Here is a 16,182-nt window from a genome sequence, read left to right as displayed (position 1 = left end):
ACAAATAAAGACATTTTGTCATACTACAAAAAAAGACTGCCCAAAAGCAGTCTTTCTATTTATACTATTTATTGTATTAAATCTTAAGCCAATTTCATCAAAAGATTTTCGTCAATTTTCTCTACTTTCACAATATTGTTTTTTGTCAAAGTCTTGGAAGCTTTATCCCATTTTTTACCGGACAACTGGCTTCTTTCTTTTACTTCTGCCAAAGCCATCGGCTCTTCTTGAGAGTTAAGGATTTCAAGGATTACTTTTTCATCCTCTCCTAATTCAATTTGTGGAACTGCTTTTTCAGGTCTCATCTGAGGGAAGAATAATACTTCCTGGATTGAGGCATTATTCGTTAAGAACATAATTAATCTATCCATACCGATTCCTAATCCTGAAGTTGGTGGCATACCGTATTCCAGCGCTCTTAAGAAGTCCTGATCGATGAACATGGCTTCATCATCTCCTCTTTCAGATAACGCCATCTGTGCTTCAAAACGTTCTCTCTGATCGATAGGATCATTAAGCTCTGAATATGCATTAGCGATTTCTTTACCACATACCATTAATTCAAAACGCTCTGTTAAGCCTTCTTTGCTTCTGTGTTTCTTTGTCAGTGGAGACATTTCGATCGGATAATCCGTAATAAAAGTCGGCTGGATGAAGTTTCCTTCACATTTCTCACCGAAGATTTCATCGATTAATTTTCCTTTACCCATCGTCTCATTTACTTCGATACCGATAGATTTCGCGAAATCATATAATTCCTTCTCTGTTTTTCCGGTGATATCGAAACCTGTAAATTTCAGGATCGCTTCTGTCATGGAAACTCTTGGATAAGGAGCTTTGAAATCTACATTGTGTTCTCCGAAAGTAGCTGTTGTAGTTCCATTTACCTGGATCGCACAGAATTCCAGTAATTTCTCAGTGAAATCCATCATCCAGTTGTAATCTTTGTACGCTACATAGATTTCCATAGCGGTAAATTCCGGGTTGTGTGTTCTGTCCATCCCTTCATTTCTGAAGTTTTTAGAGAACTCATATACTCCGTCAAAACCACCTACGATCAGTCTTTTCAGATATAATTCGTTGGCAATTCTTAAATATAATGGAATATCTAATGCATTGTGATGCGTGATAAACGGTTTTGCTGCCGCTCCACCAGGAATTGACTGTAGGATTGGTGTTTCCACTTCAAAATATCCTGCATCATTAAAGAATGTTCTCATGGCATTGAACAATTTTGTTCTCTTCACGAAAATTTCTTTTACCTGTGGGTTTACCGTTAAATCTACATAACGCTGTCTGTATCTTAATTCAGGATCTGTAAAACCATCGTGTACTACTCCGTTTTCATCAGTTTTAGCCTGAGGCAGCGGACGTAAAGCTTTTGTAAGAAGCGTAAAGTTTTTCACTAAAACCGTCTTCTCTCCTACCTGAGTGGTAAACAATTCACCCTCAATACCGATAATATCACCTATATCCAGAAGGTGTTTGTATACTTCATTATAAAGTTCTTTATCTTCACCCGGACAGATCTCGTCTCTGTTGAAATAAACCTGGATTTTTCCTTTAGAATCCTGCAATTCTGCAAAAGAAGCTTTTCCTTGAATTCTGCGGGACATCAATCTACCAGCGATCTTCACCTGTTTACTTTCAGAAAAATCCTGTTTTATAGATTCTGTAGTATCTGTAATTATATACTCATCCGCAGGGAACGCATTAATCCCCATTTCAGTAAGCTTATTCAGCTTTTCTCTTCTAATGATTTCTTGTTCTGATAATTGCATTTCTTATTTTTCTAAAAGCGTACAAATTTAGGCATTTTTGACATGACCGTCAATGGCTTTTTTAAGAAATTTTAAAAAGTGGTAAAGATGCGGGGTATTGGGGTTCGGGATACGTGTTTAGAGATCAAAGATTTGAATGATTGTGCTATAACATTAAACTTTGAACTTTGAATTTTAAATCAACCAGCTTTTTCTGTCTTTTCGAGGAATAAACGTCCAAACCAGCATTCTGCTTACTTTTTGTCCCTGAGCCATATCGATGGTTTTCACCTCTACAGCATTTACTTTCTTTAAAAGATTGTTGAGTTTATTGAGATTGTCTTTTTTGGAAACCAGACATGTAAACCAAAGAATCTGTGATGAAAACAATGTACTTTCATTGATCATTTTAGTAATAAAAGCAAGTTCCCCACCTTCACACCAAAGTTCCGACTGCTGTCCACTAAAGTTAAGAAGAGGTTTCGTTTTTTTTGATTTACTAAGATTTTTTGTTTTTCTGATATTCCCTTTCATGGCAGATTCTTCAGAATCATGAAAAGGAGGATTACACATGGTAAAAGTAAATCTGTCTTCCGGACCAATGATATTGGTAAAGATATGATCAGCATCAGGCTGGCTTTTTAACTGAATAACAGAAGAAAGATCCTCATTTTGATCCAGAATGTGTTGAGCATTTTTCAAAGAATCCTGATTGATATCCGTTCCCAGCATTGTCCAGCCGTAAGATCTGTGGCTGATTAAAGGATACACAAGATTAGCTCCTGCTCCTATATCCAGACCTTTTACAGAATTTCCTGTCGGGATTTTATTAAGTTGTTCACTTAATAAATCAGCAATATAATGGACGTAATCTGCTCTTCCCGGGATGGGTGGACAAAGATTGGTATCAGGAATATCCCAGCCTTTAATGTTGTAGAAATGTAAGAGTAAGGCTTTATTGAGCAGTTTAACTGCTTGAGGAATGCTGAAATTAATGGTTACCGTCTGATAAGCATTCAAGAAAACATAGTGTTTCAGTTCCGGCACACAAGAAATAAGCTGATCAAAATCATAGGGATTACGATGCAGATTTCTTGTGTGCAGACTGGATTTTTCAGCGGACATATTTTATTTCTTCTGACTTAAAATATATTCCACCATTTTTTTTGCATCTTCTTTAGATACCTGTGGATGGGCAGCCATAGGCACACTTCCCCATACTCCACTTCCGCCCTCTATAATTTTGGAAGCCAGCAATTCCGTATCTTTTTCAGTATACTTTCCTGCAATTTCCTTATAAGAAGGTCCTATCATTCTCTCATTAACAGAGTGACATCCTGAACAGTCCAATGTTTCGATGATCTGATCACCTGAAAGTTTAGATTGAACTGGTTCTGAAACAACTGCCGTTTCAGAAGAAGATGCCGCTTCTGCTGTATTTTCTTTTTTAGAACAGGAAATGATCATAAGACCTAAAGTTCCTGCTAAAAGTATTTTTTTCATTATTTCTTCGCTGTAGAATCTGTTTTAGCAGCTTCAGGTGCAGGAGCAGCCGGAGTTGCAGCAGCTGGAGCAGCAGTTTTAGCCGTAGAATCAACAGTAGCTACTTCTGGCTCTGGAAGCATTGTGTTTGTGTCCTGTAAAGAGTGATCTACTTTTTTAGAACAGCTTGCTAATAATAAACCTCCGATAAATGCGATTGCTAATACTTTTTTCATTTTTTTCTAATTTGGAAGCAAAAATATAAAAAATAACCTTTTAAACTTATGACAAATGTTTTCTTTGAGAAATATTTTTGGGATCGGAGTTTTAATTTAACAATAAAAAAAATAATTCAATACATAGGGAGATTTAAAATAGGTTATTATTTTTGTATATTGGATAATCCGAGCCAAAACCAAAATATAAATATGAAGCTTATGACCAAAAAAAAATTGTTGGCTACAACTTTCTTTGTTGTATCCTCATCCCTCTTCCTTTCGTGTGACAATTCATCTAACGAACCACAATCAGAATATTCTGATAAAATTGAATCGGTGACACTTTTAAAAACAACCAAATCATGGGATGGAACGGTATATCCGGCCTATCCTACCACACAGCCGGAAATCACGGTTCTTAAAATTGCCGTACCTCCGAATTCTGCATTGAGTTGGCATAAACATCCTGTGATCAATGCAGCTTATGTAGAAAAAGGTGAAATTCAGATTGAAAGAAAAGAGGATGGAAAAACGCAATGGATAAGAAAAGGTCAGGTGCTTCCTGAAATGGTTAATACCGGCCACAGAGGTAAAACCGGAGACCTCGGAGCAACGCTGATTGTTTTTTACAGCGGAACTCCTGACATTCCTTTATCTGAACCGGTACAATAAATAGTTCAAACGCTATGTTCGCAAAGTAATTATCATCAAACTCTATTTTGGGTTCACAAGGGCACTTTCATTTAACTAATGATATTGTATTTTACTGAGTGTAAAGCCGTTGCGAACGTTTTATAGTTATTTTAATAACATCTTTGCGAACATAGCGTTTAAATAAAAGATTATTATAGTTATCTTTAATCCATGGTTTTAATTTCAAAAATTCTGTTTTTCACCAGTCATCATGGTTTTTATACTGTGGTTCTGTTGCTGGTATTCTTTGTAGGGCTTTCGTATACGACCAAAAAAACCTGGCTTTTAATACCTATCATTCCACTGGCTATATTAAATGGTTTTGGCGGACAGTTTTTAAACGCATGGTTTTTAAATAAATATGGAGTGGAAAGCACAGCTATCATCACGTCTGATGTAGAAACCAATTCTACCCTGAATGATATGTACATCCACGATTATGAGGCTATTGTGAAGAAACAGGACGGAAAATATACCACTACTTTTTTCTCCACTACTACTGCAGCGATTTATCCCATCCGAAATTCAATCAGAATACCTGGTGACAAGGATATACCCGTAAAATACATCCCGGGATATGAAAAAAACATTGTTATCCTTTATGACCAATCCAGGGAAGGAAAAATTGTATTACAAAATGAAAAACTGGCTCCTGTGAATTCTGCAAAAACCAAGTATGAAGCAGACAAAACGAATAAGGAATTCATTGAGGAGTATATTACTACATTGGAAAACTACGTAAAATACTACAATGATGAAGCTTATAAAGAAAAAATCAAGGAATTAAAACAAGAGCTCAAGCAGCTTAAATAAAGGATTTTTATATTAAATTTTAGTATTTTCTGATATTTTTTAGTTTTTTTATTAAAAAAATTTCTACATTTGTCCCATGTTAAAAATGAACAACAATATTTGGTGGTGGCTTTCAAACTCTTCGTCGGGTCTGGAGGTATTGTCATGTTGTTAACTACAGCAGAAATAATCAAAAAACAATATATAGGCTTTGACGGATACCGTTAAAGCCTTTTTTTATTCCTTAATCTCACAAAAAACAATAAGATGTTGACCAACACAATTACAATAAAAACTGTTTCGAAAAAAACACTGGGAGACCTTCATACCCCCATGAATATTTACCTTAAGATCAGGGATAAATTCCGTGACACCATTCTTTTGGAAAGTTCGGACTCAAAAAGTATTGATAATAATTTTTCCTTCATTGCAGTGAATGCCATCGCCGGAATTGAAGTGAAAAACCTTAACGAATATGAAATCAAACTTCCTGCCTCTGCTCCCGTAAAACAATTTATTATGGAACGAAATATCACAGATATATTTGAAGAGTTCCGAAAAATTTTTAACTGCAAAGAGACCAATGATCCGATTGAACAAACTGCTCAGAGTCTTTTTGGATATACAAGTTTTGAAGCGGTACAGTTCTTTGAAAACATCAATCTTAAACCACAGAGCAAGGAAGTAGAAATCCCTGTGATGAGATACAGATTGTACCAATATGTAATTGCTATCAATCATTTCAATGATGAAATGCATATTATTGAAAACTTTATCGATGGAGTAAAATCTGAACTTCATCTGTTGGAAAATCTTATTAAAAATCAGAATACTCCGGTTTATCCTTTCGAGAAAACCAGTGAGGAAACCTCTAATATTACAGATGAAGATTATCTTGAACTCGTAAAAACAGCACAGAAACACTGTATGCGTGGAGATGTTTTCCAACTGGTTTTAAGCAGAAGGTTTGAACAAAAATTCAAGGGAGATGAGTTCAATGTATACCGTGCTTTGAGAAATATCAACCCTTCTCCTTACCTATTCTATTTTGATTACGGAAATTACAAACTATTTGGATCAAGTCCTGAAAGTCAGTTAATCATTAAAAATAATAAAGCCATTATTCACCCGATTGCCGGAACTTCGAAAAGAACCGGAAACTTTGAAGCGGATCTTGAGTCTATAGAAGTGCTAAAAGCTGATCCCAAAGAAAATGCAGAACATACCATGCTGGTAGATCTCGCTAGAAATGATCTTGGAAAGCTTGGGAAAAATGTAACGGTTACTAAGCTTAAAGAAATCCAGCTTTTCTCTCACGTTATTCATATGGTAAGTGAGGTGACTGCAGATGTTGCTGATGACATCAATCCTCTGGAAATGGTTTCCGCTACTTTCCCTCAGGGAACATTAAGCGGTGCTCCAAAACATAAAGCGCTTCAGCTGATCAACCAATACGAAAAAGATTCCCGTGGATATTATGGCGGCTGTATCGGAATTATCGGGTTGAACGGAACCTGCAATCAGGCCATCATGATCAGAACCTTCTTAAGCAAAAATAACACGTTATTTTATCAGGCTGGTGCCGGCCTTGTGGCAAAATCTGTTCCTGAAAGTGAACTGCAGGAAGTCAACAACAAACTGAATGCTCTTAAAAAAGCCGTAGAAAAAGCTGAAAAAATAGTTGAAAAATAAATCCGTCAACCAGCAAACAGCAACAAAAAAAATAGCAACTCTCTAACAAAAAAGCAATGAACAACAATATAAACACTCAACAACCACAGCTTAAAGTTCTCGTTTTCGATAACTATGACAGCTTTACCTATAACCTTGTCCAGATTATCGAAAGAATTCTGAATCAAAGAGTGGATGTGGTAAGAAATGATAAAATTACCCTTGAAGAGATTGGAAAATATGACAAAATCATCCTTTCTCCAGGTCCCGGAATTCCTGAAGAAGCGGGTATTTTATTAGACCTTATTAAAGAATACGCTCCTACAAAAAGTATCCTTGGAGTGTGCCTGGGTCAGCAGGCTATCGCTGAAGCTTTCGGAGGAAGTCTTATTAACCTTTCTGAAATTTTCCATGGAGTAGCCACCACTACTGAAATAGTAAAAGAAAATACTAAAGTTTTCAAAGATCTGCAATCAGGATTGGAAGTAGGAAGATACCACAGCTGGGCAGTCAATCCGGAAGGTTTTCCGGAAGAACTGGAAATCACAGCTGTAGATAAAGACGGAATGATCATGGCTTTGCAGCACAAAACATATGATGTACACGGAGTTCAGTTTCACCCTGAAAGTATTTTAACACCGGAAGGAGAAGTAATCATTAAAAACTTTCTGTTGTCATGAAAATCTTAGAAATCCCTTCAACAAACATAAAAACGCCACAAATGAAAGAAATACTGCAATATCTGTTCAATCATAACACACTCTCAAAATCAGAAGCAAAAGCGATGATGATTGAGATTGCACAGAATAAGTTTAATGCCGCAGAAATTACTGCTTTTATAAGTGTCTTCCTGATGCGGAATATCACCTTGAAAGAGTTGGAAGGCTTCAGAGAAGCACTATTACAGATGGCTGTTCCTGTAAAGATCGACACCAATGATGCCATTGATATTGTAGGAACCGGAGGTGACGGAAAAGACACCATCAATATCTCAACCCTGGCCAGCTTTGTAGTAGCCGGAGCCGGACAAAAGGTAACAAAGCATGGAAATTACGGAGCTTCCACCACTACTGGTTCATCGAATGTACTGGAAGAACTGGGATATCAGTTTAAAAACAGTTCAGAACAATTGAATGAAGATCTTGAAAGAGCCAACATTTGCTTTTTACATGCTCCTTATTTTCATCCTGCTCTGCAATCAGTTGGATTATTGAGAAAATCTTTGGGATTGAGGACATTCTTTAACCTTTTGGGTCCATTGGTAAATCCGGCAAAACCAAAATTTTCCATGATTGGAGTTTATAATCTGGAAATTGCAAGAATTTATCAGTATCTTCTTCAGAAGGAGGAACGTGACTTTACTCTGGTCCATGGTCTTGACGGATATGATGAAATAAGCCTTACTGACGATAGTAAAATCATTACAAAAAATGGTGAAGAAATCTATTCGGCAGAAGATTTGGGTTTCAATCCGGTAACACTGGAAGATATTAAAGCAGGAAGTTCTATTCAGGAAACCGCAAAAATATTTATGAATATTCTGGAAGGAAACGGTACGGAGCAGCAGAACTCAGTAATTCTTGCCAATGCTTCAGTAGCGCTGCACAACACCCATAAATTCGGAACGTACGATGACTGTCTTCTGCTTGCTCAGGAAAGCCTGCAAAGCGGAAAAGCATTAAACAGTTTTAATCTCCTGATTAATTAAATTCATTATTCACTTGCGAAGCAAAATTCACCATTGACCAAACTTAAACACAAAAATGACTATACTGGATCAAATTATTAAACGAAAAAAAGAGGAAGTTGCTGCTGCAAAATCACGCATTTCCCTTGACCGATTAAAAAATACAGCCTTTTTTGGAAGACCAACCTATTCACTGAAGGAATCCATCAAAAATAAAAGCGGAATTATCGCTGAGTTTAAAAGACAATCTCCTTCAAAAGGAATCATCAACAATAGTGTACAGCCTTTGGAGGTAGTTTCTGCTTACGAAAATTTTGGAGCCAGCGGAATTTCAATCCTGACTGATCATGATTTTTTCGGAGGAAATTTAAATGATGTTCTGGATGTAAGAAATGAGATTACCATTCCGGTTCTGCGAAAAGATTTTATGATTGATGAATATCAGTTTTATGAAGCCAAAAGTATTGGAGCTGATGTAGTATTACTGATTGCTTCATGTCTTTCACCAGCTCAGGTACAGGAATTTACCGAATTAGCTCACCAACTGAAATTGGAGGTTTTACTGGAAATTCATACAGAAGATGAACTGAAGCATTTCAATTCAGAAATTGATTTGGTAGGAATTAATAACAGAAACCTTAAAGATTTTAAAGTTGATCTTCAGCATTCCGTTCAGCTGAAAAACCAGCTTCCAAAAGAAGTTTTGTCTGTTGCTGAAAGCGGTATTTACAGCCTTGAAGATTTTCAGTTTTTAAAAGAAAAAGGATTTGACGGTTTCCTGATGGGTGAATATTTCATGAAAAATACAGATCCGGCCAAAGCTTTTGAAGAATTCGCTTCTCAAATTTTAACTCAATAATAATCAACAATGAACCTGCAACTTACAACCTCAAACCTGCCATCTAGCCTGAAAGTCTGTGGTCTTACAAAACCGGATCAGATTCAGGAATTGATTGCTATGAAAACAGATTTTCTCGGTTTTATCTTCTACGAAAAATCACCGAGATATGTTTTGAACCATCTGAGTCTGGAAGAGATCTCAACTATTAATCATCAGGGAAAAGTAGGTGTTTTTGTCAATGAAGAAGTAGATATCATTGTAAAGATCGTTCAGCACGCAGATTTGAATTTTGTACAGCTTCACGGTGATGAAAGTAATGATTTTATAATGGAGTTAAGACAAAAACTGAATCCTGAGGTTGGAATCATTAAAGTAATCAGAATAGGGAGTAATACGGCAGAAAATCAAAATAAAATAACACAAATTCCTGATCTGAAACCTATCGCCTACTACCTATTCGATACTGACAGCAAAGCCTTTGGCGGAACGGGAAAACAATTCGACTGGAATATTCTGAATGAATTTGAGATTCCTCTGCCCTACTTTTTAAGCGGCGGTATTTCTGAGGAAAATATAGGGAATATGGATACATTGAAACAACAACCTTTTGCTTTGGATATCAATTCGAAATTTGAAACAGAGCCCGGAAATAAAAATATTGACAGCATAAAAAAGTTTAAAACTTTATATCAGCAAAATAAATAACACATAAAAACACACAAGGATGAATATACATTTGCTCAAAAAGACATTTTACAAAACCTTATTTCCCCCTAAATTCGGGAATGAAAAAATCCAGAATCTGTATCACTTTGTTTCACAGAACGACAGTAATACAGAACATTGGGAAGTGGGTGGATTATTGTCTGATTTCATTTGTATTATTAAAGATTTTGAAGAAACAGATATTCAGTATTTTTTTGAAAGAATCAGCTTATGGAACAGCTATTATCTGGTGATTATTTCAGATAAATTTCTGGAAACTCATGTCAGATCAAGTATAAAATATGACTTAGGATTAATTTATGCCAAAATATTTCTGTTATATGAGGATTCCGATCCTTATTTTATGATTGATAATCTGGAAATTGCCATTACCATGTATCAGTCTAAAATAGATAAAGCAACCTTAATTGATTTAATGCATAAAATAGAATTACTGTACTATAAAAAACTGATTACCAAACAGCAAAATGATTACCATCTCACATTTATTAATAGTTTAAACCCATGAAATATCAGGTAAAAGAAACGAAATATTTAACAGAAGCCGAAATAAAACACATCCTGGAACTTTGGGATATTTCTGCATGGAACACCATGAAATCATCCTACTTCCGCTCTTTTTTTAAAGACTCGGAATTTCATTTTCTGATGGATACGGATGAAAGCATATTGGCCATTATGAGAGTGAATTTTGATTTCACCTTACAAATAGCAGACACCGGTTATTCCTTTGCGGAAGCCGTAGGGCTTGTTTCTGCTCATAAAAAGAAAGGGTATGGAACCGCTTTGGTGAAACATTTCAAAGAAAATGTTACTCAGAGAAATCTTGAGACAATTGGTTTCTGCCACGCTGATCTTCGTTCCTTTTATGAAAAATGTGACATAGAAATCCTCCATGACAAGGCCAAAATGATCAAAGAAAGTATCGGCTCGGAGTGGGTAAATTCTGAAGATGATGATATTTTGATTTTTCATACCTCACAGAAAAGAAAAGAGCTGCTCAACCAGCTGAGTGTACAAAACAACGCTTATTTAATGAATAAAGAATAAAAAATGAATTATAAAAACCCCGATGAAAACGGATATTATGGAGAGTTTGGAGGTGCTTTTATCCCCGAAATGCTCTATCCTAATGTAGAAGAACTGCAAAAAAACTATCTTGAAATCATAGAATCTGAAGATTTTCAGGCAGAATATCAGGATTTACTGAAAAATTATGTCGGAAGAGCTACGCCCCTCTATTTTGCTAAAAACTTAAGTCAAAAATACCAGACACAGATTTATTTGAAACGGGAAGACCTCAACCATACGGGAGCTCACAAGATCAATAATGCTCTGGGGCAGGTTCTGTTGGCAAAACGTCTTGGAAAAACCAGAATCATTGCTGAAACCGGAGCAGGACAACATGGTGTTGCCACAGCTACAGCGTGTGCTTTGCTTGGTCTTAAGTGCATTGTTTATATGGGAGAAATTGATATCCAGAGACAAGCCCCAAACGTCGCAAGAATGAAAATGCTTGGGGCAGAAGTTGTAGCAGCAACTTCAGGATCAAAAACTCTTAAAGATGCCGTAAATGAAGCGTTAAGAGACTGGATCAACAATCCTGTGACGACTCATTATGTGATTGGAAGTGTGGTAGGACCTCATCCTTTTCCTGATCTTGTGGCAAGATTTCAAAGTATTATTTCAAAAGAAATTAAAGAACAGCTGAAAGAGAAAATCGGAAGGGAAAATCCGGATTATGTGATTGCCTGTGTGGGCGGAGGAAGTAATGCTGCGGGAACTTTCTATCATTTTGTGGAGGAAAAAGAAGTAAAAATCATTGCTGCTGAAGCCGGAGGGATGGGTGTAGATTCAGGAAAATCGGCTGCGACTACATTTTTAGGAACCCTTGGAGTCCTTCACGGAAGCAAAAGCCTTGTGATGCAGACGGAAGACGGACAGGTTATTGAACCCCACTCTATTTCTGCAGGGCTGGATTATCCTGGAATAGGCCCTTTCCATGCGCATTTATTTAAAGAAAAAAGAGCAGAATTCTTTAGTATTAATGATGACGAAGCTTTACAATGTGCTTTTGAACTTACCAAACTTGAAGGAATTATTCCTGCATTGGAAAGTTCTCATGCGCTGGCAGTTTTAGACAAGAAAAAATTTAATGAAGATGATGTTGTCGTTATTTGCCTGAGCGGACGTGGAGATAAGGATATGGAAACGTATCTGAAGAATTTGTAAAATGTCGGATGTAAAATGTACAATGTACTTTCTCACCTGAGTTTAATACTATTTTCTACATTGTACTTTGTACGTTATACTTTAATACAATAAAAAATGAAAAAACTAAATATATACTTCACAGCAGGAATTCCACAACTGGAAGATACCGCTGATATTATACAACTGATTCAGGATTCCGGAGCAGATATGATTGAAATCGGAATGCCTTATTCTGATCCTGTAGCAGACGGCCCTGTCATTCAGAAAGCTCACGAACTGGCTTTACAAAACGGAATGACGATCGAAAAACTGTTATTTCAGCTAAAAGCCATCAAAGACAAAATCAACATTCCAATTATTCTGATGGGATATATCAATCCGGTATTGAGTTTCGGATTTGAGAAATTCTGTGCAGCATGTTCGGAATGTGGTGTTTCAGGGCTGATCCTTCCTGATCTTCCTCCTATTGAGTTTGAGAAAAACTATCAGCATATCTTAAAACAATTTAATCTTAATTTCACTTTCCTTGTAACACCGGAAACCTCCGATGAAAGAATGATCTATCTGGATTCATTAAGTTCAGGATTTCTGTATGCCGTAAGTTCTTCTTCCACTACCGGAAATGAAAATGCGGTTTTAAAGAATGAGGACTATCTTTCCAGGCTCGCTGCTCTTCCACTTAAAAATCCGGTGATGATTGGGTTTGGAATTAAATCGAAAGAAGACTTCGAAAATGTAACGGAAAAAGCAGATGGCGGTATCATCGGAACTGCTTTCGTAAATATTTTACTTCAGGATAGAGACTGGAAGAAGAATGCCATAGATTTTATCCATTCCATAAAAGGGTAAAATTCACTAAATTTGTATATCAAAAATTGAAATGAATACAAATCAAAATAAAGCAGTAGAATTTGAAGATTTAGGAGTCAAAGAATATCAGCCAGCCTGGGATTATCAGGAACAGCTGATGAAAAACATCATTGATACCAAAATAAAAAACAGAGATCTTCCTGCAGAACAGCATAGTATTACTCCCAACCACCTTCTTTTCGTAGAGCATCCTCACGTGTACACGTTAGGAAAAAGCGGACATGAAGAAAATATGCTTGCCGGTATTGATAAGCTGAAAGAAATTGAGGCTACCTTCGTGAAAGTAAACCGCGGTGGAGATATTACTTATCATGGTTATGGACAAGTTGTAGGTTATCCTATTCTGGATCTTGAAAACTTTTTCACGGATATTCATTTATATATGAGGAATCTGGAAGAAGTGATCATCAGAACCATTGCCGAATATGGTATTAAAGGAGAACGCTCGCCGGGAGAGACCGGAGTATGGCTGGATGTGGGAAAACCATACGCCAGAAAAATGTGTGCCATGGGAGTGAAAGCTTCCCGTTGGGTAACTCTTCACGGCTTTGCACTGAATGTGAATACGGATATGCGTTATTTTGAATACATTATTCCATGTGGGATCAAAGATAAGCAGGTTACTTCTTTAAAAAGAGAGCTTGAAAGAGAACTGACACCAGAAGAAATGGAAGAACTGAAAGCAAAGATCAGAAAGCATTTCGCGGATGTTTTTCAGGCAAAATTGATTTATAAATAGTCAAGTTTACTTACAATAAATGAGCCCGGTTTCAATCGTTGAAATCGGGCTTTTAGTTTTATGATAATGTTATTTTTATTCACCTTGACTATCCACAACGTTTGTTATTCAGTAGGAATCCAGACTGCAAGGTTAAAAAAACATTATTTTAAATTTTTTTATTTTTCTTGAATATTTCTATAAAAATGATCATTTTTTCATCTTTTTAAATATTATAAAATCAATAAAACAACAGAATAATGTATTTTTTTCAAAAAAAATCTTGCATATATTTTAATTTTTATTACTTTTAATGTCACAAATAAGTGAACTATCATAATTAAAATGTTCACTGAAAATTAACCACAAAATATAAAAACTATGAAAAAATTTCTGTTATCCATGATGGTATTCGTGACGGTACTGTCAGTGAATTCCTGCTCAGATTCAGCTGCCAACCAGGATCCTAATCTTGTTGCCAAGGAGTCTAATGAAATCGCAATGAAAGATTTTGGCAAAACTGTTCCGGTAGGGATTGAAAAAGAAGATGGAAAATTTAAAGTTTCATTTATGGTTTCCGCACAGCCCTATCAAATTAAGGATACCAAAGAAAATGCAGGATTTATCTCCATGATCAAAGAAGCAGTAGAAAATGAAACGCCTGTTCAGGTTTTCCTAAAGGTCAATTCTAATGAAATTGCTAAGGTTGAAAAAGCAACTGCTGATGACATCCGTTATTTTAAAACTGTTTTCAACAAAGAAGAAAGAGGTGACAGCAAAAAAGCAGTAAGCGTTATTCCTAATCTTGCAACGCTGAACAGTTTATTCACTCAGATCAAAAATCAGGCTTGTGGAACTTCTACCGCATCTTCACCATGTATCACTTTCAGATATCCTGTGGATGGCTGCTATGCAAGAGCGCACAAAATGAGACAAATCCTTTTGAATGCAGGCTACGATTGTGAAAAGCAATTCGTGTATGGTAACCTTAGAGCATCTACAGGAACATGCTGTGTTTCATGGGTATATCACGTAGCCATTTTGGTAAGCTTCAAAAATGCTTCAGGAATTGTTGAAAAAAGAATCATTGATCCGTCATTATTCTCCAGCGGACCGGTAACCGATTCTGCATGGAGAGCTGCTTGCACCAATACAAGCTGTGGATCTGCTTCAGTATCTTCTTATGCCAATACTGCAGGAAACGTATACTACAGAAGTCCATCAGGATCTCTGTTATATGATAACAATTATGTGAATACCAACTGTGTATTAAACATATTCTCATCCCTTTCCGGATGCTCTCCTTCCCCTGCACCTAGCGTAGCGAGCTGTGGATTCTAACTAATTTATATAGAGCTCCTGCCGATATTTTGATATATTGCAGGAGCTTTTTACTTAATCCTTTTTATTATGAAAGCCTGGTCCTATTTACTATTACTTTTTATTATGATTACATCCTGTTCTGGAAATTCCACTCCGCAGAATTTAACCTGGTATAATAATGCTACTATTTCCGATATTACCGAAGATCCGGACAAACCCAATGAAGTGGTGCGTGTCGCTATTGGAATCAGTGCGCAGGTATTTTATCTTTCAAAAAAATCGCCGGAATATAAAAGCCTCATGGAAAAAGCGACTCAAAGCTTTAAAAAAGGTAAGGCCTATAATATTGGTATTGAAAATAAAACCAATATCATCAAAGAAATTAAAGAGGTCAAATAATCCGGATTATCTGATCACAGAAATTCCGGCATCCACTTTCACTTCTGCCCCATGAATATAGGAAGCTTCTTCTGAAGCCAGAAACAGAACTACACTGGCTATTTCTGAAGGTTCTCCCTGTCTTTTAAAAGGAATTGTCGGAATAATATCATCAATAGCACTTTCTATCTGCTCTCCAGTTAAACCTGTATTATTAAAAATATTGGTTTTGATATGTCCGGGACTTACTCCATTCACACGGATTCCACGTTCTGTAAGTTCTACAGCAAAAGTTTTGATCATTGACTGCACTGCAGATTTGGCTGCAGAATACACCGAAAAATTAGGCATCGCAATATCCGTTGCCACTGAAGTATTGAAAATAACAGAGCTTCCGCTTTTCATTAATGGCAACATCTGCTGTACCGTAAAAAACGGTCCTTTCACCAGCATATTAAATAATTCGTCAAACTGATTTTCATCCACATATTCCACAGGTGCAAATCTTCCGTATCCTGCATTGGCAAAAACCAGATCAATATGTTCTGTATATTTTCTGACTTCCTGCTGAAGATTCATCAAATCTTTTATATTCCCAGCGTTAGATACGATTCCAAAGGCATTTTCTCCAAGCTTTTCCAAAGCATTATTCACGGTTTCTTCACTTCTGCCTGTAATAATGACTTTCCCTCCTTCTTCTATAAATTGATGAGCGGTAGCCAGACCCATTCCATTGGTTCCTCCCGTAATTAAGACGGTTTTGTTTTTAAATCTCTGCATTGTTTTTAGTTTAAAATTCTATGACAAAT

General features: G+C 36.4%; 19 protein-coding genes. 14 read left to right on the top strand and 5 right to left on the bottom strand.

Annotated elements, in window-relative coordinates; translation table 11 throughout:
* Positions 1-83 precede the first annotated feature (83 nt).
* The 4 genes from lysS to DEU39_RS00475 all read right to left on the bottom strand — a co-directional run bounded on the left by lysS (position 84) and on the right by DEU39_RS00475 (position 3,478).
* On the bottom strand, positions 84-1,781 hold the full coding sequence (gene lysS, locus DEU39_RS00490) for a lysine--tRNA ligase (protein WP_120230525.1): 1,698 nt from the start codon (positions 1,779-1,781) through the stop codon (positions 84-86).
* Between the two features lie 174 nt (positions 1,782-1,955).
* The gene (rlmF, locus tag DEU39_RS00485; protein WP_120230524.1) at positions 1,956-2,885 is read right to left on the bottom strand and encodes a 23S rRNA (adenine(1618)-N(6))-methyltransferase RlmF; all 930 of its coding nucleotides are present in this window, start codon (positions 2,883-2,885) and stop codon (positions 1,956-1,958) included.
* Positions 2,886-2,888: 3 nt separating this feature from the next.
* Positions 2,889-3,263, bottom strand: a complete 375-nt coding sequence (locus tag DEU39_RS00480; protein WP_120230523.1) for a c-type cytochrome — start codon at positions 3,261-3,263, stop codon at positions 2,889-2,891.
* Positions 3,263-3,478 (bottom strand): hypothetical protein, encoded by a 216-nt coding sequence (locus DEU39_RS00475; RefSeq protein WP_034696013.1) that lies wholly within the window; start codon positions 3,476-3,478, stop codon positions 3,263-3,265. Before DEU39_RS00475 ends, DEU39_RS00480 begins: the two co-directional genes overlap by 1 nt.
* A gap of 201 nt (positions 3,479-3,679) precedes the next feature.
* Here DEU39_RS00475 and DEU39_RS00470 point away from each other — a divergent pair, with 201 nt between their 5' ends.
* The 14 genes from DEU39_RS00470 to DEU39_RS00405 all read left to right on the top strand — a co-directional run bounded on the left by DEU39_RS00470 (position 3,680) and on the right by DEU39_RS00405 (position 15,394).
* Complete coding sequence (locus DEU39_RS00470; RefSeq protein WP_062671593.1) at positions 3,680-4,132, top strand: cupin domain-containing protein; 453 nt, start codon at positions 3,680-3,682, stop codon at positions 4,130-4,132.
* A gap of 192 nt (positions 4,133-4,324) precedes the next feature.
* Positions 4,325-4,966, top strand: coding sequence for a hypothetical protein (locus tag DEU39_RS00465; RefSeq protein WP_120230522.1), 642 nt, complete (start codon positions 4,325-4,327; stop codon positions 4,964-4,966).
* Between the two features lie 246 nt (positions 4,967-5,212).
* Complete coding sequence (locus DEU39_RS00460) at positions 5,213-6,637, top strand: anthranilate synthase component I family protein (RefSeq protein ID WP_120230521.1); 1,425 nt, start codon at positions 5,213-5,215, stop codon at positions 6,635-6,637.
* Between the two features lie 56 nt (positions 6,638-6,693).
* The gene (locus DEU39_RS00455) at positions 6,694-7,296 is read left to right on the top strand and encodes an anthranilate synthase component II (protein ID WP_062670937.1); all 603 of its coding nucleotides are present in this window, start codon (positions 6,694-6,696) and stop codon (positions 7,294-7,296) included.
* Positions 7,297-7,337: 41 nt separating this feature from the next.
* The gene (gene trpD / locus DEU39_RS00450) at positions 7,338-8,324 is read left to right on the top strand and encodes an anthranilate phosphoribosyltransferase (RefSeq protein ID WP_062671595.1); all 987 of its coding nucleotides are present in this window, start codon (positions 7,338-7,340) and stop codon (positions 8,322-8,324) included.
* Positions 8,325-8,379: 55 nt separating this feature from the next.
* A complete protein-coding gene (gene trpC, locus DEU39_RS00445; protein ID WP_120230520.1) occupies positions 8,380-9,162 on the top strand; it encodes an indole-3-glycerol phosphate synthase TrpC in 783 nt (260 codons plus the stop codon).
* A 9-nt stretch (positions 9,163-9,171) separates the two neighbouring features.
* Entirely contained in the window at positions 9,172-9,849 is a 678-nt protein-coding gene (locus DEU39_RS00440; RefSeq protein WP_120230519.1) for a phosphoribosylanthranilate isomerase, read from the top strand.
* Between the two features lie 19 nt (positions 9,850-9,868).
* Positions 9,869-10,378: a hypothetical protein gene (locus DEU39_RS00435; protein ID WP_062670941.1), complete on the top strand. Its 510-nt coding sequence runs from the start codon at positions 9,869-9,871 to the stop codon at positions 10,376-10,378.
* Positions 10,375-10,920 (top strand): GNAT family N-acetyltransferase, encoded by a 546-nt coding sequence (locus tag DEU39_RS00430; protein ID WP_120230518.1) that lies wholly within the window; start codon positions 10,375-10,377, stop codon positions 10,918-10,920. The genes DEU39_RS00435 and DEU39_RS00430 overlap by 4 nt, the downstream gene beginning before the upstream one ends.
* 3 nt (positions 10,921-10,923) lie before the next feature.
* Positions 10,924-12,102, top strand: coding sequence for a tryptophan synthase subunit beta (gene trpB / locus DEU39_RS00425; protein ID WP_120230517.1), 1,179 nt, complete (start codon positions 10,924-10,926; stop codon positions 12,100-12,102).
* A 96-nt stretch (positions 12,103-12,198) separates the two neighbouring features.
* Entirely contained in the window at positions 12,199-12,933 is a 735-nt protein-coding gene (gene trpA, locus DEU39_RS00420; protein WP_120230516.1) for a tryptophan synthase subunit alpha, read from the top strand.
* A 31-nt stretch (positions 12,934-12,964) separates the two neighbouring features.
* Entirely contained in the window at positions 12,965-13,693 is a 729-nt protein-coding gene (lipB, locus tag DEU39_RS00415) for a lipoyl(octanoyl) transferase LipB (protein ID WP_120230515.1), read from the top strand.
* Positions 13,694-14,053: 360 nt separating this feature from the next.
* Positions 14,054-15,013, top strand: a complete 960-nt coding sequence (locus tag DEU39_RS00410) for a protein-glutamine glutaminase (protein ID WP_120230514.1) — start codon at positions 14,054-14,056, stop codon at positions 15,011-15,013.
* Between the two features lie 105 nt (positions 15,014-15,118).
* Positions 15,119-15,394: a hypothetical protein gene (locus DEU39_RS00405; protein ID WP_147367537.1), complete on the top strand. Its 276-nt coding sequence runs from the start codon at positions 15,119-15,121 to the stop codon at positions 15,392-15,394.
* A gap of 6 nt (positions 15,395-15,400) precedes the next feature.
* Here the strand turns inward: DEU39_RS00405 and DEU39_RS00400 are convergent, their stop codons facing one another.
* Positions 15,401-16,153 carry an SDR family oxidoreductase gene (locus DEU39_RS00400; protein WP_120230512.1) on the bottom strand — a complete coding sequence of 251 codons (753 nt, stop codon included), beginning with the start codon at positions 16,151-16,153 and terminating at the stop codon, positions 15,401-15,403.
* Positions 16,154-16,182 lie beyond the last annotated feature (29 nt).

The organism is Chryseobacterium sp. AG363 (assembly GCF_003610675.1).
In the GTDB taxonomy this organism is placed as follows: domain Bacteria; phylum Bacteroidota; class Bacteroidia; order Flavobacteriales; family Weeksellaceae; genus Chryseobacterium; species Chryseobacterium cucumeris.
This window is presented reverse-complemented; position numbering and strand designations above follow the sequence as displayed.